Below are 17,351 nucleotides of genomic sequence, written 5' to 3' on the forward strand. Positions count from 1 at the left end.
ATTCAGTCAGAAAATGTTGACGCACAACCCAAACTGAGCGAAACCTACAGTTACTTGAAGGGTGGCTGATCAAGTTGAACATTCAAGACTGTATGCTTGAACTCGCCTACCCAGTTGAAACACTGACTGACCAAGTCAAAATTAAGCGGATTGCACAGATGCGCGACGAAGCCAGAAATACCGAAATTCCCGCCAATTGGGACCGGCGCGGGCTGCCCGGGTGGTGCTACCACAGCGCTGCTCTTCTTGAGCTCGAGAAGAGCGAACTCTTCAAAACTCACTGGCAAATCGCCTGCCATATTTCGGATATTCCGGAACCCGGTAGCTTCCTTTGTTTTGACATGTGCGGAGAACGCGCTCTGATCTTGAAAGCAAACAATTCGGACATCCGCGCGTTTCTAAACGTTTGTCGTCATCGCGGTTCTCGGCTCGTGTCCAAAGAACAAGGAAAATGCGCGAACGCTCTGGTCTGCCCATTTCACGGCTGGGTTTACAATCTTGATGGAACGCTGCGTGGCGCCGCCCGCCCTGAGTCCTTCCCAGATCTAGACAAGCACGACTTTGGCCTGAAAGAAATCGAAATGGAAATCTGGCAGGGTTTTGTCTTTGTCCGATTCAAACCCGGCCCCCAGCCATCGGTAGCGGAACTTCTTGCCCCGATTGAACAGGAAATCTCTGCCTACAAAATGGCCGAACATGTTCCGACGGACGGGATATGGACGGAGGAAACTCCAGTAAACTGGAAATCAATCAGAGATGTCGACAACGAAGGGTATCATGTCCCTCTCGCGCACCCTGCCCTTCAGGACTTATATGGCTCGACTTATGCAGATGAACCATATGTCGACGGCATCTCACGCTCGGATGGAAAATTCACTCCGACGAAGGGCCGAAGGTGGGCCGTTCGCAACTACAAGAAATTCACAAAGCCACAGCTTCACCTACCAGAGCACTTGCATAAAACTTGGCTCTACTACGGCATTTTTCCAAATGCGGTAATAGCGGTCACGCCTGAAACAACCTTGTTTTATCAGGAATTTCCGGTCACGACAGAAAAGTCCATCCTTCGAAGCGCAACATACCGAAACCCAAACGAAGACCGCCAACAAAAAGCGGCGCGGTACCTTGCCGCTCGGATTGATCGAGAAACAGTGGAAGAAGATATTCAACTGACGATATGGTCAAACGAAGCCATGGCCTCAGAGGCTTTTGAGGGCTTCTATCTTTCTGATCTTGAGTACGGCGTGCGCTCCCATCACGACCATTTGAGGAAAATACTACCCATCTACAACTCTGAAGTAACGCCCGGAGAGGATGAAGTTGCCTCGTTGAATGATGAATTGTTGGCTGAGACGAAATCGTGACGAAAGGTTTTTTCAAATCGTCAGAAACAGAAACTCAAAGGCAGTTCCTGACAACGACTATCGGAACGCCTGGTTCTGGCGCCACAAGGTATGCTGCAGCGATGTATTTTTTTAAGATCGGCAAGCTTTCTCTCGAGATGCTGGAAATATACCGAAGATGCAGCAAGTTTGACACGGAAGATCCGCTCGATCTGGCTAGATATGAGGGCGTTTCAATTCCAAAATTTGTTTGCGACTTAAGCTCAAGCACCGACGCATGACTACTTCTGCGCAAATGACAAAACTCTTGGACAATTCAGATCCCTGTAAGGTCTCACGAAGCCGAAGAAGAAGCGGAAGCTCACTCCGGAAATTGTCTCTCAAGTCACTTTATTTGTTGGAGCGAAATCATTGAGTGCTCATGACTTTGACGTCGTTGTCGTTGGTGCCGGAGCTGCGGGAATCGCGGCTACTCGCGCCCTCAAATCGGCAGGTCTAGCGGTTGTTTGCGTTGAGGCATCTAACCGCGTTGGAGGGCGTACGCACACGGATACGAAAATCTTTGGTGTCCCGTTCGACATGGGTGCGCACTGGATGCACACCGAACATGTAAACGCTCTGAAAGCCCCCGGTCTCGCACTTGGTCTTGATCTCTATGCGGCCCCGGACAACGCGATGACTTATGGCTTGGAGGATGATGCTGTTCTTTGGGACGAAGTCGATGAAATTCATGCCGCGATAGATGAGGCGGCGCGCATCGATGCAGAAATTGAGGCAAGCACCGGAATTCCAACAGATCGATCTCTGGCTGATATTTGGGAAAACAAGGGGCCTTGGTCCTTTACAGCAGCGATGACATTTGCGTTGTCACTTGCCAGAGACTTGCCGGACACATCGTTGCGAGACATCAGTGCCTGGGAAGGCGGTGACGACTGGTTTTGCCGTGAAGGGTTTGGACATCTCATTGCATGCACTGCACGGGGTCTGCCAATCAGGCTGGACACCCCAGTCACAGAAATAAAATCTTTCGCGGATGGCGTGCACATAGCGACGGCGAAGGGCAACATTAAAGCTCGCACCGTGGTCGTAACAGCTTCCGTTGGGGTTCTGGCCGAAGACATCATTCGCTTTGATCCCCCGCTCGAACCCGACCGGCGGGCAGCGCTCGAACTCATCACAATGGGCGATTACAATCACGCGGGGCTACTTTTCCAACCCAATGCGTTGCCTGTGCAATCCGATACTTGGCTGACATACCACTTAGAACCCGACGCGTCGGGCGTGGCCCGTGGTGGCGGTTTTCTTTGCAACATCTCAAACACCGGCCTAACCAGCTTTGAAAGTTCTGGAAGCCTTTCCAAAGACTTGCAGAAAGCAGGACCAGAAAGTGCCATAGAACACGGGCTCGAGACACTGGTTGGCTTCTTTGGCACAGCCATCAGAAAGGACTTCATCAAAGGGTACGCGACCGCCTGGCGGAATGAACCTTATGTGCGCGGTTCTTACGCTGGAGCCAAGCCAGGCGGCCACAACCGACGCACTGTCCTACGACGGCCTCATGCTGACCGGGTGCACTTCGCTGGGGAAGCGACGCATCCTAACCAACAATGCTCGGTCAGTGGAGCCCACCTAGAAGGATTAAGGGCCGCGGAAGATGTATTGGCTCAGTTACGCTGAACAACTAGCGGTCAACTTGTTCCAGAACGTGGAATAATCTTAGAAAATCTAACAAACCTTTTGAGAAAAGTCGCAAAGCTATGCCTCACTTTTGCGTACTTAACCGGCAATTCAAATCAAGCAATCCTGTTTCAGACAAACGCCAAGGGCTTAACAATTTTGGCGCTCAATCTTGAATCCAGGATAGTGGCCCGCGAAAGCGCAAATAAGGCCTAAATCCTGAAACCCACACTTCTTTAAAACGTTTTGAGAAGCGAAATTCTGATGATCAGTCGTTGCGAAAATAGTTTCTATTGAAGACTCCAGAAAGGCGAATTCAACGAGGCGAGCACAAGCTTCTGTCGCATATCCTGCACCCCACCTTGACCGCTTTAGGACGAAGCCAATCTCAATATCTCGATCTGGCCATTGATCACTCTGGAGCAATTCAAACTCTGTGTCCTCGGCGTCGGTCGGGAGCGGGAGAAGTGCCGCGTGGCCAATTTTTTCGTTTGTGGTTTTCTCAATCAAACACCAAATGCCAATGCAACCGCTACCAGCGCGCATTGTCACGACGGGCATTAGTTCGCGGATTTCTTCGACAGTGGAGACCTCGCCCGTAATGAAACGAACGACCTTGGGGTCAGTCCAAAGTGCCACCTCAATATCAATATCGCTCTCAACGAGAGGGCGGAAATGAAGACGCTTGCTTTGGAACTCCAGTTTCATAGTCTGGACCATGCCTATTGTTGACCTTGCAAGAAAGGCTTCTGTGAAACTCAGAACCAAAAAAGGCGAACTTCGCCGAACCAAGTTCTATTGCCGATTTGGGTATAGTTTAGAAGTTCACCGAAGTTCGGAAAATAACCACCAAAGCGGCCAATCCGCTCAAAGACTCAGGGCATCCACATCGAACGGCACGAGATACTCTTCATTCTCAGTGCTTCGGATCAGAAGTTGGTTTTCCAGAGTTTCGACGGATTTTACCCTGGCTCCCCTACGCCAACGGAGCGCACCGATGACGTGGATGATCTCAACTTGGCGATGAGGATCCAGGTGAATGGCACCACGCATTTTTGGAAAACTGTCTTCGCCAGTCCCCAGAATGGGCAAGGCGGCGCCCTCCTCGATCCCGAGGCAGGCGAAGTGTCGGCTCGACCAAGGAGCATAATATCGACCACCGTTCGAATGCCACAGCATTGTCATAGGCAATGCTTGAGCCGATTTAAGTGACAGGAAAACGTCGCCTTCCACGGGACGAATGACTGCGGTCCATCCTAATTTCTCGTCAGGTGAATCCAATCCAACGACAAAATCCTCACTCTGTGGAGACCATGGGTAAATGGACAAGTTCACATCGCCCTCTTTACCGGGAAATGATGTCAAGCTTCGGCTTTCAGCCGGATATCGAAGTGCTGAATAGCCCAATGCCGGATCAACTTCCTGCGCAGCCTTGGGTGTCCTCCAACATTGCTTTCGAGAGGTTTGAATGATCCCGCCATAGGGCAAAGATACATTGGCATGATTTGCAACCGGCACTAACCCCTCGCCACCAATGAACGTGTGGCGCTGGTAGACGAATGGATGCCCCGGATGCACAGTAATCTCTTTCTGAAGCTTTGCCCCAAAGACCGTTTTTTCGAGCTCAGCACGCAGATAACTGCCTGTCTTTTCTTTAAGCACCCAACATGAGTTAGGCGGCCACCCATGCAGAGGCGATGCTCCTTCGGTAGACCCGAATGGAGCGCAGAAAAAATCACCGCCCAACTTTTCCAGATGAGGTGCTATGCCTTTGGGCATAACTTCGTTTGTCCCGACCCAGGGTGCGCGATGCAGTGGCGAAATCTCTGCGTCACCGTCATTCACACTGAAGCTCTCAATCAACCCCAACTGCAAATCGAAGGAAAGCCGAATACCCGTTGCGGACAGGTCGATCACAAACCGCTCCTAACCCGATAAATCATTAAACTAACACCATTACACGACCATTCTCTACTTTGGTTTCGTAGGTGCCGAGGTCTTCACACACCGGCGCTCTGAGAGCTTTTCCTGAGCGATAATCGAATAGTCCATTATGCTTGGGGCACTCTATCTCATAGCCCATCACAAGACCGCCCGATAAATGCACTTGCTCGTGCGTACAGAGACCATCGGTGCAAAAGAACTCATTGTTCAAACTACGATAAATTGCGTACGTTCGATCCTCGTGATCCCAACGGATAACGTCTTCTTCATCAACATCGTCTACGGCACATGCGTCAACCCAAGGCATTATGTTCCTCCCCGATCACTGATTTCTACTTCCGTATTTCGCTCGGGAACTGCCCTATGCAGATGCTCCCGATAAGGACGGGCCGTCGGCGGGAGCGTCTTTCGAATGGCATGGTTCGGGTCAACGCGCTGCTTCATGACGGAACCCATCATTTCCCTATAGCCGTCCCAAATCGAAGTGTTCGGCGGCGGCAGGTCATCCTTGATCAGTTCATGAAGCTCTGGGAGCGCATAATACGGAACCATCGGGAACATATGATGCTCAATGTGGTAGTTCATATTCCAGTAAACCCAACGGCTGATCGGGTTCATATACAGCGTTCGGGAATTCAACCGGTGATCAAGAACGTTCTCTGCCAATCCTCCATGCTGAAGCAGCCCCGTCATTACAAAATGCCAGCACCCATAGACCCGAGCCCCCCCAATCAAGAGAATTGGGATCAGAGAATTCCATCCGGCCCCAGAGACAAACAAAACAAGTGAAACCACCAAAACAGCGGCGTAGATTGCAATGTGAACCCGCCCCCAAAAGACCGCTTTGGGCCACTGGCTTTCCGGAATGTAATCCCGCTCTTCTTGCGACAAGTTCCCCATCGCATTTCGCATCAGAACTTTAAGCGAAGTCCAGGTCTCGACAATCCCCACAAACGCAAGCGCCTTCAGGACGAGGCTGATCGGGTGCATCCACGCTATTTCCGGATCGCGGCCAACAATGAGCGTATCGGTGTGATGTCGTGCGTGGCTCCAGCGCCAATTGACCGGGTTCCGCATGATCTGGAAGGACGCGATGTGGTACACGACGTCGTTCATCCATCGGGTTCGAAAGGCCGTTCCGTGTCCGCATTCGTGCCAACGGCTGTCGCATGCCGAACCATACACGACACCGTATGCAAACCAGAAAGGCACGCAAAGCCAGCTGCCCCAGAAGTACAGGCCACCAGCCGCAAAAATAATGTGCAAGGAAATCCAGATCACTGTGTCACGTATGGCCGGAGCATCCCGGCGCTTCATAAGCGATTTCAGCTTCTTTCGAGGAACCTCGCTGTGGTACCACTCTGCCGCCGACAGACCGGTTTCTATCGCTTGACGCGTGCTGTCACCGGTCAGGGAATAGTCCCGAACGGCAAATTCGGAGCCAATGGGTGCGGTCGAATTACTCATTTCCCCTTTCTCCATCGCTCACTGCTTTCCCACGCGTCCTCATTGACTATAGCAAAGGCGCCTGAATTTTGGCTTCGCTAATTGGGCGGCGCAGAACTTGCTCGTGTTACAAGCTCAACAGGAAGCGCTGATTTCGTTGGAAGAGCTTTGCCCGTGTTCGCCAACTTGCCCAGCAACATCTCTGCCGCACGGCGTCCCAGTTGATGCCGGTCTTGTCGGATCGTTGTCAGCGCGGGAACGTACGATCCCGACATTTCGATATCGTCGAAACCCACCACCGAAATGTCGCCGGGCACCTTCAGTCCACCTGCCACCAGCCCGGAAATCAACCCAAAGGCAACCATATCCGCAGCGCAGAAAACCGCCGTTGGACGCTCCTCCATCGCAAGTATTCGTCTGGCGGCCTCATGTCCGGACTCCAGCGAGAAGTCGCCTCTGATGATCCACTCGGGCCGCGCTGGAAGACCCAAGCGAGTCCGCTCTTCTACCACACCCTCACGCCGAGCGGTCGTCAGAACATTCCCGTCGGGCCCGGTGACATGCGCGATTTTCTTGTGGCCTAAATCATGCAGGTGCCTGATCGCCAATCTCGCACCTTCAGCATTGTCGCTGGAGATTACCGGAAAGGCCTCTCCTTCCACCCATTCACATAAAAATACGATGCGGTCGCCTGCTCCGTATGTGACGCATTGCTGAAGTGCGGCCGAAGATATTCCACCATCCAAGGAGATGGCGCCATCAATTCGACCGTCGCGAAAATACCCAGCGAGGGTTTCCTCCTGCAACGGGTTACTTTCGGTATCGGTGATAAGAACTGCGTAATCCGACCCGGCGAACCCCTCGCTGATACCAGCGAGAATACCCGAATAAAATGGTTTCCCGAGGTTGGGAACAAGGATCAGCACTGCCCCTGCCCGTTGCATCCGTAGGTTTCGGGCGGCCTGATTGACGCGGTAACCCGTTTCCCGAATAGCTTCAAGGACGGCGACCCGCGTTGATTTTGACACCAGGTTGGGATTGGACAAAACACGGCTGACAGTGGCTGTGGACACCCGCGCCACACGTGCGACGTCCTGTATCGTGGCGGGTTTAGGTTTCTTGCTCATGGCCTGTCAGACGATTTCCAGCTTGACTCGAATCTGTTCTGATGCCGATTATGTAATCGATTACACAAATATGAAAGCTGCTTTTTCGCAAAATGTAATCGATTGCAGACGCAATTTCGCCAAATGGGGGACCTAATGGTATCCGAACCCAAACGCAAAAAAAGCCGGGCTCTTTGTTGACTTCGAAGGCCTCATTCGACTTTGCCGGGGCGAAGGTCCTGGTGATAGGCGCCAGCCGGGCGGGCATTGGCGCTGCTATCGCCAGAGCATTTCAGGACTCAGGTGCCGCAGTGGAAATTACCGGCGTGGAACCGGAATGCGCCGAAGTGGACGCGGCCCGCTTTACCTACAACCAACTGGATGTAACCGACACCGACGAAGTCTACGAATTCGCGGGCATGCGCGACCATATTGACGTTCTGGTCAATTGCGCAGCGATCACTCGACGCGGCGAGGAAATGGCGCCCGAGTTCTTTTCCCACGTGTTGAACGTAAACCTGACCGGATCGTTTCGATGCGCCGAAGCGTTGCACCCTGCCCTTTCAGCCGCGAAAGGGCGCGTCATAAACGTGGCCTCCATGTATGCGCGCTTTGGCTCACCAAAAAACCCGGCCTATGGCGCATCAAAAGCCGGCGTGGAACAACTGACAAAATCACTGGCGATTGCCTGGGCCAAAGACGGTATTCGGGTAAATGCCATCGCACCGGGATTCATCGTGACCGAGCAATCGGCACGCGCCCGGGAAGATGCCGGTTTCACATCCGCTGTCGAAGCACGCACACCCTTGGCGCGCTGGGGTCACCCGGCAGATATCGCCGGAACAGCAATGTTTCTCGCATCCGACGCTGCGGCTTTTGTGACCGGCACATGCCTGATCGTGGACGGAGGGTATTCGGTTGTTTGACAGGAGCACATCATGAGTGACATCGCGAAAATCCGCGCTGCAGTGATCGGGACCGGCTTCATAGGAACGGTCCATGTTCAGGCTCTTCGGCGCCTTGGCGTTGACGTAAGAGGTGTTCTCGGCTCATCGCCAAAGCGCGGACAGGAACGGGCGCAAGCAATGAGCGTGGCACGCGCCTATGACTCTCTGGAAGATCTTTTGGCGGATGAAAGCATCGATGTAGTGCACGTAACGACCCCTAACCACGCGCACTATCCGCAAGTGAAGTCGATCCTGGGCGCTGGCAAACACGTCATCTGCGAGAAACCACTTGCCATGACGTCCGCCGAAAGCGCCGAGATGGTCGACCTTGCCAATGCGTCAGGAAAGGTTGCAGCTGTTTGCTACAACATTCGGTTTTATCCACTGAACCAGCAGGCTCACGGAATGGTCCAGGCGGGGGACTTAGGTGATATCCGTTTCGTTACAGGGCATTACCATCAGGACTGGCTTGCCAAACCTAGTGACTGGAACTGGCGGCTGGAAAGCGAAATGGGGGGTGCGCTGCGATCGGTCGGTGACATTGGAACTCACTGGGTTGACCTGACCAGCTTCGTCACCGGGTTGAAAGCTGCATCGGTCATGGCAGAGCTGGCGACCTTTATCCCGAAACGCCAGAAACCTCTCGGCTCGGTAGAAACCTTCACCAGCGGGACCGGTGAAACTGAGAGTGTGCCCATCGAAACCGACGATGCCGCCATGATCCTTATTCGGTATGTGAACGGAGCACGCGGCGTGATGAGCACGTCTCAGGTGAACATGGGCCGAAAGAACTCGCTGCAATGGGATATCGCCGGGGCAAAAGGCAGCGCTGCGTGGGACAGCGAAACCCCCGACCATCTGTTCATTGGGCACCGCGACGGGCCGAACCAAACGCTGATGCGCGACTTTACTTTGATGAACGGCCCTGGGGTCGCAGCCGCCACATTGCCCCCCGGGCATGTGGAGGGTTTCGCGGATTCCTTCTTCAACTTTTTCCGGGCGGTTTATACCGACGTACTCGCAGGCGGACGCCAGCCGACCAGCACTTGGGCCACGTTTGAAGACGGCCATTACGAGATGCGTTTCTGCGATGCCGTCGTGAAATCGGCAAGCGAGAGTCGCTGGGTAGATTTGAGCGAGATTTGAGGGTGATGAAATGAAACTGGGCTTGCTGACTGCACCATTCGAAGACTCTCAGCTGACAGAGGTGGCGGCCTGGGCCGGTGCCAATGGGTTTTCCGCCATGGAGGTTGCCTGCTGGCCGTCATCCGGTGGCGAGCAACGACGTTATGCTGGGACCAGCCACATCAATGTGGACAGCCTTTCCGCCGATCAGGGCAATGAAATTGTCGGGCAGCTCGCCGATCAGGGGATCGAGATATCGGGTCTCGGATACTATCCCAATCCGCTTCACGCCGATGCAGAGCATCGGGCCGAAGTTATTGGGCATCTGAGAAAGGTGATCACCGCTGCCGGGGTGATGGGCATCAAGGTCGTCAACACCTTCGTTGGCGGAGACCGCACTCTGCACCTCGATGCGAACTGGGAGCGCGCCACCGAGATTTTCGACCCAATCGTCAAGCATGCTCAAAATTCAGGAGTACGTCTGTGTTTTGAGAACTGCCCGATGATCTTCAGCTATGACGAATGGCCCGGGGGTCACAACATCGCTTACTCACCAAGAATCTGGCGACGGATTTTCGAGGAATGGGGTGACGCGGTCGGCATGAATTTCGACCCCTCACATTTGATTTGGCAATTCATCGATCAAACACGTTTCATCAAGGAATTTGGCCCTCACATGGCTCATGTCCATGCCAAGGACGTGATGGTCGATCAGGATGGACTTTATGAAAACGGGGTGATGTCGACTGGAATGGGGTGGCAGATCCCGCGGCTCTGCGGGCTGGGTGATGTGGACTGGTCCGATTTCTTTTCCGGCCTGTACCGCGTCGGATACGACGGTTCGATCATCATCGAGCATGAGGACAGGTTGTTCGAAGGAACAGACGAGAAGGTGAAGCGAGGCTTCCTACTGGCCCGGGATGTCCTGTCACCGTTCATCAAATGAAGAAATTATCAAATTTGAAATGACTAAAACTGGGAGGAAACTGAAATGAAAAACCTACTTTACGGCGTTGCTGCAATAGCAGTTTCTGCATCTCTTTCAACGGTGGCGATTGCGGACGGCCACAAGCAATACACCATCGGCGTCTCCAACACCGTTCAGGGCAACGGCTGGCGTGAACAGATGATCTGCGCGATGCGTGCACAGGCCTTGGTTGAAGGCGATGTCACAAACCTGATCGTCGCGCACCGAAACACGGATTCAGCCGGGCAACTGGAAGACATCAACAATCTGATCGAAGCGGGTGTTGATGCAATTGTGTTGAACCCATCAAATCCTGACGCTTTGAATTCGGCACTTGAAAAAGCGATGGCGCAGGACATCGTCGTTGTTGCCGTAGATGCAGGCGTTTCGGCTGATGGCGCGTATATTCTTTCAAACAACCAAGAAGAATATGCCTACCTTGGTGCCAAGTGGCTGTTTGAACAGCTCGGTGGCAAAGGTGATGTTGTTTATATGCGCGGCATCGCAGGTGTGTCCGCCGATACAGACCGCGACAACGGATTTAAACGCGCGCTTGCTGAACACCCCGACGTCAACGTAGTGCACGAAGTCTTCACTGGATGGCAGCAGGATCAGGGCAAGCAACAGATCTTTGATTTCCTTGCCACTGGCATCCCGTTTGACGGTGTCTGGACCAGCGGCATCGACAATGTAATTGTCGACGCGTTTACTGAATCCGGCGCGCCTTTGGTACCGATCGTCGGTGCGGACAATGCGGGCTTCGTTCAGTACCTGACCGAAGTTGAAGGGTTGAATGGTGCAGCGGTGACAAACCCCGGTTCCGTCGGTGGTGCAGGCATTGCTTTGGCGGTGGACATACTGAACGGCGAAGCCCCTGAGAGTAAAACAGTGCTTGTCGACCCCGTGCTTTGGGAAAACGCGACAGATGCGGGCCGAGAAACGATCAAGGCAGCACAGAATCCAAATCTGGACCCTGAGTGGCCGGTTTCTGTGACCGTTCCCGGCTGGACCGACTACACAATGGAACAAATCATCGACTGCAAGGGACCCGGCGAAGGCTGATCCCAAATGACTGGCCTTCCGCCCTTAGCTGGGCGGAAGGCAAATCCAATACACTTAGTATTCAAGGGCTTACATGAACAGCACACCACTTCTCGACGCGTCTGACGTCGCCAAAAGTTTTGGCGCTGTACATGCCTTAACCAACGCCCATCTTACGGTCGCTGAAGGCGAGATCGTCGCCCTGATGGGCGCCAATGGCGCCGGCAAATCCACGTTTGTCAAAATAATTACAGGCGCTCTAAGACCTGATGCTGGCCAGGTATTAATCCGAGGTAAACAAGCACTTGTCGGAAGCCCTGCCGAGGCGCGCCGCTCCGGCCTGGTGCCGGTTTATCAGGAACCGTCGCTCATTCCTGATCTCGACGTGTCCGATAATCTCAGGCTGACCGACACACCGGTCGATCGGTTCCGAGACTGGGTTTCCGAGCTTGGCATCGAAGACCTGAAGCTGTCAGCGATGATTGGCGACCTGCCTCTCGCTACACTTCGCATCCTTGATTTGGCACGCGCACTGGCGCTTGAACCTGACGTTCTCTTGCTGGACGAAATGACGGCTGCACTGCCTACGGATCTGGTTGAACGTGTTTTGAAGACCGTAAGACGCAAAGCAGATGACGGCATGGGTGTGATCTATGTTTCCCACCGCTTCACTGAGATATCCGAGTTGTGCGATCGGGCCACGGTTTTGCGAGACGGCATGTCCGTTGGGGATCTCGACATCGAACCCGGCGTAGAAGAACGCGTTGTCGAGTTGATGCTGGGACAAAAGATAGACATCGGAAAGCGTGCGGTTCTCAAAGCAAATGGACCGCAAACAAAGACACCCCGCCTAAACGTACAGTCGCTGGCGTTTGAGCCCAGTTTCTCGGACGTTTCGTTCGACTTGTACCCCGGTGAAGTATTGGGAGTCGTGGCACTGGAAGGTCAGGGGCAAGACGAGCTTTTCGAGGTTTTGGCAGGCTTTGACCGGCCAACGTCAGGATCCATGAAAGTGGACGGGCAGCCGGTTAGTTTTTCCCATCCCGCCGACGCCATTGCCGCCGGGCTGACCTTTGTACCGGGCGATCGTTCCGATGCCCTGTTGGCGCAACGGTCAGTGAAAGAAAATATCGCTTTGCCATTCTCAGCCCGCATCAAAAACTGGGGGCCGATAAAACTCCGTCACGAGCGTAACCGGGTCGCCTATGCGGTCGAGAAACTGCAGATCGACACACGCGCCCAAGGCGAAGTGCAACGACTTTCCGGCGGCAATCAGCAGAAGGTCACCATTGGCCGCTGGCTGGCGACAGGTGTTGAAACCTTGCTGTTGTTCGACCCAACCCGCGGCATCGATGTGCGCACAAAACGCCAAATATACCCCTTGGTGCGAGAGTTGGCGGATCAGGGCGCGGCGGTTCTATTCTACACATCTGAGTTGGAGGAAATCCCGCTGGCCTGTGACCGTGCAGTAGTGATCTTCAACGGGCGTGTTGTCGACGTGATAGACGCGGCCGACGCCGATGAACAAACACTGATGCGGGCGGCTTATGGTCTGACCGAAACGGAGGGCGCGGCGTGAATGGGCCTATCCGAAAACACGCATGGGTCACAGGGCTGGTGGTCCTTCTTGTGATCCTTCTGACCATCACAAAATTGATACAACCCACATTCGGAGCGTCTGGGCTGGAGAGTATCGCCCGCGCCGCCCTGCCCTTTGCTTTCGCAACTGCCGGTATGGCTGTCGTCGTAATCGTCGGAGGCATCGACTTGTCCGTCGCATCTATGATGGCCGTATGCGCTGTGACTGCTGCCGTATTGATGGAACGTATGGCCGGTGTACCAGCCCTGTTTATCGTTCTGGGCGTTGGTCTTTTGATGGGGCTGATTAATGGCCTTCTGATCGTGGTAACGCGGGTGCCCGACATCGTCGTGACACTCGCCATGCTTTTTGTGTGGGAAGGCGTTGCGCTATTGATCCTCGAGACACCCGGCGGCGCGACAGCAGACTGGCTGGAGCAGGCAATCCGCGGTCCTTTTCTGTTCGACGGGCTGCCAAAGGCGCTTGTCGTTATCGTCTTGGGCATCGCGGCGGTCTGGTTGCCGATCCGGCGCTCCAAACTTGGCCTTTCGATCTATGCAACCGGGTCAGACGAGTTGGCCGCCTTCCGTTCGGGCGTTGCGGTCGGAAGAACGAAGATTGCTGCCTACGCGCTTTGCGGTCTGTTTTGTGCCATGGGTGGATTAAGTCTGGCCGCCCTGACCGGAATTGGCGAACCGGTACCGGGCCCATACCTCATGGCCTCTGTCGCCGCGGTGGTTCTTGGCGGCGTCGTGCTAGGTGGTGGTAAAGGCGGGCTGCTTGGACCCATTATCGCCGTTTTCATTCTGCGGATCATTCGAACGATCCTGACATTGCTGGCCGTCGATCCAAATGTGACCACCATTATTGAAGGCACAATTATGGTTCTCGTTGTTATGCTGGGCACGGCGGCTTCACTAAAAGGGGCCCGCCGATGAGTATGGACGCCACAGACCCGCCGATGGCCCGCTTTGGTCGGTATCTGCGTGATAATCCGATCATCCCGTTGTTGGTCTTCCTGTTCTTGATGATCGCTGTACTCGAGGTCTTGCGACCCGGTATCGTCACCCCGGTCCGGGCCGGACGGGATGGGCTGATATCAACCTTTTGGGTCGGCAATCTAATCAAGTTCGCAATTCCGCTGGCCATGCTTGCCGCCTGCCAGGTGCTAACAATGCTAACGGCCGGCATTGACCTGTCCGTAGGGGTGGTTGCCACCGTATCAGCTTTCGTTTGCGCAACGCTGAGTGCGATCTGGGGCGTCACGCCTGCAGTATTGATCGCGCTGTCCGCTGGCCTTGTTGTTGGCGTAGTAAATGGCATCGGAGTGGGATTGGTCCGGGTCCATCCATTGATCATGACCCTTGGAACAGGATTAATCGCCACGGGATGCCTGCAGGTCTATCAACGGTTGGTCATAAATGCAGGAACAGAAATCCCCACTTTTCTTGCCTGGCTCGGAACAGGCCGAACGGCGGGGATGCCGAATGGTCTATTCGTGTTCATCCCCTTCGCACTCTTTATCCTGTGGCTCATGCGCTATACCGGATTTGGCCGATTGCTGTTCGCACTTGGCTCCAACGAACAGGCTGCCAAACTATCCGGGGTTCGAGCTTGGCAGGTCTACCTGGCGCTCTACGTGCTTTCCAGTTTAATCGCTGCGCTGGCTGGTTTGCTCTATCTCGGCATGATCCGCCAAACCTCGCTGAGCCTCGCCAATCCGTTGTTGTTGCCTTCAGTCGCTGCGGCAGTGATAGGCGGCACGTCGATTTTCGGAGGCCGTGGTAGTTTCGCAGGTGCGATTGTGGGAGCATTAATTCTGCGTGTGCTGGATACTATGTTAACTTTGATGCAGATGCCGGAAGGTGCACGTACAGCTCTGTTTGGACTGATCATCCTCGCAGTTACCGCACTCTACGTCAGGATCACCGGCACACGCTAAGGGGGTTTCCAATGGCAAAATTCCGGATCGTCGGCATCAGTTTCGATCACATGCACATGGGTGATTTACTGCGGATGGTGCACGATCATCCTGACGCTGAAATCGCCGCAGTCTTCGATCCGGATCGGGATAAAATGCAGGCGGCAGTGACGGCTTTCGACATTCCCGAAGATCGGGTGTTTACGGACTTCGACACATGCATGGCAGCGGGTCCTTACGACATGGCACTTCTGTGTGTAGCGACAGCTCAGCACGCGGAATTTACTGAAAGGTTGGCCCCACATGACCTGCATGTTTTTGTCGAAAAACCCTTTGCTGCATCCGCGGATGATGCGCGCCGCATGATGGCAGCGATGAACGAAACAGGCAAACAGCTGATTATCAACTGGCCTTTGCGATGGGTTGAAAGCCACGTGACGGCCAAACGGTTGATTGATGAGGGGATGATCGGCGATTTGCGTGAAGTTCATTTCTACGACGGAAATCGGGGACCGTTGTACCATCTGGCCGACAAAGTTGAAGTAACCGCCGAGGAGGTTGAGCGTCAGAAACCGAACTCCTGGTGGTATACGCGTGCATCTGGTGGTGGATCATTGTTAGATTATCTTGGCTACGGAGCGACGCTTGGAACCTGGTACATGGATGGAAGAGCGCCGATCGAGGTCACATGTACGGTTGACGAAACACCCGGTATCGAAGTCGACCAGCATGCCATTGCCGTTTGCCGTTATGAAACCGGACTATCCAAAATGGAAACACGCTGGGGCACCTTCACCGACCCGTGGACCACGCAGCCTCAGCCAACCTGTGGATTTGTCTTTGTGGGCACAGATGGCACCATTTCATCGCCTGATTATGCCAGCCATCTAACAGTTCAGACCCGTACCCGACCTGAAAGGCACGAGTTACCAGTGACCCCGCTTCCAGTTGGCGAACGAAATGCGATCGAATACGTGCTTGGCTGCATTTCCAATGGAATCCCGGTCGCTGGGCCGTTGGATCCCGCCCTTTGTCTGACTGCGCAGCGGATCGTCGATACTGCGCGTCGTTCGGCACTCGAAAAACAAACACTTCGGTTGATACAATGAGTGGCGACAGTGCTGGCACGGACCAGTATGCTTTGAAATCGGCCAAGCAGCGCGACGTCCCTGCCCCGGACTTACCGTATACGCCGCCGATGCCTCAGCACTACAGGCCCCGGATCGGGGTAATTGGTACGGGCGGAATTTCTGCAAGCCATCTTGATGCCTACCGAACGGCCGGCTGGGACGTCGCCGCAATCTGGAACCGGACGCGCGCGAAGGCCGAGGAAAAGGCCGCTGAGTACTGTCCGTCTGCCCGCATCGAAGATGACTGGCAGGCACTTCTTGCAGATCGTGAGATTGACGTTATCGATATCACCCTCCACCCAGAACATCGTGTGCCAATTATCAAAGCTGCCTTGCAAGCGGGCAAACACGTGCTTAGCCAGAAGCCATTTGTTACCGACCTTGATCAGGGCAATGACCTTGTGAAGCTGGCGGATGATCAGGGTGTGAAACTCGCGGTAAACCAAAATGGTCGCTGGGCTCCGCACCTGTCCTGGATGCGCGAGGCGGTTTCAGCCGGATTGATCGGCGATGTTCTGTCTGCCCACATCTCAATTCACTGGGATCACGGCTGGACTGCAGTTACTCCGTTTGACGAGATTGACCACCTGATACTCTACGATTTTGGGGTGCATTGGTTCGACTTTCTTACGTCCCTGGTCGGAGACAGGGCCGAAAGCGTATTTGCAACCGCTACTACTGCGCGCGGCCAGGCAAACAAAGTCCCTTTGATGTCGCAGGCATTGGTACGTTTGGACCAAGGACAAGCAAGCTTGGTTTTTGACGGGGGCGTGCCTTATGGCCCTCGAGACACAACATACGTGGCGGGCACGACCGGCAGTCTGACATCAGACGGGCCGGATCTTTCGACACAATCTGTAACGCTTGAGACGGCGCATGGCATCGCGCGCCCAGCGCTCAACGGACAATGGTTCAACGACGGTTTTCGTGGCGCAATGGGAGAGCTTCTTTGTGCAATCGAAAACAATCGAGAGCCTACAGTTTCTGCAAGAAACAACCTGAGGTCATTGGCCATCGTTTTCGCGGCAATTGCATCATCCGAACGCAACAGAGAAATCGAAGTAGGAAGCGTTAGAACAGCCAGAACCTGATTGAGTGCCGGCTGACAAATTCGAACCAATCTCA

Annotated in this window: 16 protein-coding genes; 11 read left to right on the top strand and 5 right to left on the bottom strand. The window is 54.2% G+C overall.

All coding sequences use genetic code 11. The features are described from left to right. Positions 1 to 92 precede the first annotated feature (92 nt). On the top strand, positions 93 to 1,364 hold the full coding sequence (locus tag GOW92_RS04030; RefSeq protein ID WP_254452887.1) for an aromatic ring-hydroxylating oxygenase subunit alpha: 1,272 nt from the start codon (positions 93 to 95) through the stop codon (positions 1,362 to 1,364). A 390-nt stretch (positions 1,365 to 1,754) separates the two neighbouring features. Beyond that, positions 1,755 to 3,020, top strand: coding sequence for a flavin monoamine oxidase family protein (locus GOW92_RS04035; RefSeq protein ID WP_170558223.1), 1,266 nt, complete (start codon positions 1,755 to 1,757; stop codon positions 3,018 to 3,020). A gap of 150 nt (positions 3,021 to 3,170) precedes the next feature. Here the strand turns inward: GOW92_RS04035 and GOW92_RS04040 are convergent, their stop codons facing one another. The 5 genes from GOW92_RS04040 to GOW92_RS04060 form a co-directional block, all read right to left on the bottom strand. Beyond that, positions 3,171 to 3,728, bottom strand: a complete 558-nt coding sequence (locus GOW92_RS04040) for a GNAT family N-acetyltransferase (protein WP_170558225.1) — start codon at positions 3,726 to 3,728, stop codon at positions 3,171 to 3,173. Positions 3,729 to 3,887: 159 nt separating this feature from the next. Beyond that, positions 3,888 to 4,799, bottom strand: a complete 912-nt coding sequence (locus GOW92_RS04045) for a hypothetical protein (protein WP_170558226.1) — start codon at positions 4,797 to 4,799, stop codon at positions 3,888 to 3,890. A 163-nt stretch (positions 4,800 to 4,962) separates the two neighbouring features. Further along, positions 4,963 to 5,271 (bottom strand): MocE family 2Fe-2S type ferredoxin, encoded by a 309-nt coding sequence (locus GOW92_RS04050; protein ID WP_170558227.1) that lies wholly within the window; start codon positions 5,269 to 5,271, stop codon positions 4,963 to 4,965. Then, complete coding sequence (locus tag GOW92_RS04055; RefSeq protein ID WP_170558229.1) at positions 5,271 to 6,431, bottom strand: fatty acid desaturase family protein; 1,161 nt, start codon at positions 6,429 to 6,431, stop codon at positions 5,271 to 5,273. Before GOW92_RS04055 ends, GOW92_RS04050 begins: the two co-directional genes overlap by 1 nt. Before the next feature lie 77 nt (positions 6,432 to 6,508). Continuing rightward, entirely contained in the window at positions 6,509 to 7,537 is a 1,029-nt protein-coding gene (locus tag GOW92_RS04060; RefSeq protein ID WP_170558231.1) for a LacI family DNA-binding transcriptional regulator, read from the bottom strand. 173 nt (positions 7,538 to 7,710) lie between these two features. Here GOW92_RS04060 and GOW92_RS04065 point away from each other — a divergent pair, with 173 nt between their 5' ends. The 9 genes from GOW92_RS04065 to GOW92_RS04105 all read left to right on the top strand — a co-directional run bounded on the left by GOW92_RS04065 (position 7,711) and on the right by GOW92_RS04105 (position 17,317). Then, positions 7,711 to 8,442: an SDR family NAD(P)-dependent oxidoreductase gene (locus tag GOW92_RS04065; RefSeq protein ID WP_254452888.1), complete on the top strand. Its 732-nt coding sequence runs from the start codon at positions 7,711 to 7,713 to the stop codon at positions 8,440 to 8,442. Positions 8,443 to 8,454: 12 nt separating this feature from the next. Next, entirely contained in the window at positions 8,455 to 9,609 is a 1,155-nt protein-coding gene (locus tag GOW92_RS04070) for a Gfo/Idh/MocA family protein (protein WP_170558233.1), read from the top strand. 10 nt (positions 9,610 to 9,619) lie between these two features. Continuing rightward, positions 9,620 to 10,534: a sugar phosphate isomerase/epimerase family protein gene (locus GOW92_RS04075; RefSeq protein WP_170558235.1), complete on the top strand. Its 915-nt coding sequence runs from the start codon at positions 9,620 to 9,622 to the stop codon at positions 10,532 to 10,534. Positions 10,535 to 10,579: 45 nt separating this feature from the next. Further along, positions 10,580 to 11,617, top strand: coding sequence for an ABC transporter substrate-binding protein (locus GOW92_RS04080; protein ID WP_170558238.1), 1,038 nt, complete (start codon positions 10,580 to 10,582; stop codon positions 11,615 to 11,617). 73 nt (positions 11,618 to 11,690) lie between these two features. Beyond that, positions 11,691 to 13,175, top strand: a complete 1,485-nt coding sequence (locus GOW92_RS04085; RefSeq protein ID WP_170558240.1) for a sugar ABC transporter ATP-binding protein — start codon at positions 11,691 to 11,693, stop codon at positions 13,173 to 13,175. Then, the gene (locus GOW92_RS04090) at positions 13,172 to 14,113 is read left to right on the top strand and encodes an ABC transporter permease (RefSeq protein WP_170558242.1); all 942 of its coding nucleotides are present in this window, start codon (positions 13,172 to 13,174) and stop codon (positions 14,111 to 14,113) included. Before GOW92_RS04085 ends, GOW92_RS04090 begins: the two co-directional genes overlap by 4 nt. Next, positions 14,110 to 15,117 (top strand): ABC transporter permease, encoded by a 1,008-nt coding sequence (locus GOW92_RS04095; RefSeq protein ID WP_170558244.1) that lies wholly within the window; start codon positions 14,110 to 14,112, stop codon positions 15,115 to 15,117. Before GOW92_RS04090 ends, GOW92_RS04095 begins: the two co-directional genes overlap by 4 nt. A gap of 11 nt (positions 15,118 to 15,128) precedes the next feature. Then, positions 15,129 to 16,205, top strand: coding sequence for a Gfo/Idh/MocA family protein (locus GOW92_RS04100; protein WP_170558245.1), 1,077 nt, complete (start codon positions 15,129 to 15,131; stop codon positions 16,203 to 16,205). Then, a complete protein-coding gene (locus GOW92_RS04105; RefSeq protein ID WP_170558246.1) occupies positions 16,202 to 17,317 on the top strand; it encodes a Gfo/Idh/MocA family protein in 1,116 nt (371 codons plus the stop codon). The genes GOW92_RS04100 and GOW92_RS04105 overlap by 4 nt, the downstream gene beginning before the upstream one ends. The last annotated feature ends 34 nt before the right edge of the window (positions 17,318 to 17,351 follow it).

This window comes from Ruegeria atlantica (assembly GCF_013032505.1).
Classification (GTDB): Bacteria; Pseudomonadota; Alphaproteobacteria; order Rhodobacterales; family Rhodobacteraceae; genus Ruegeria; species Ruegeria atlantica_F.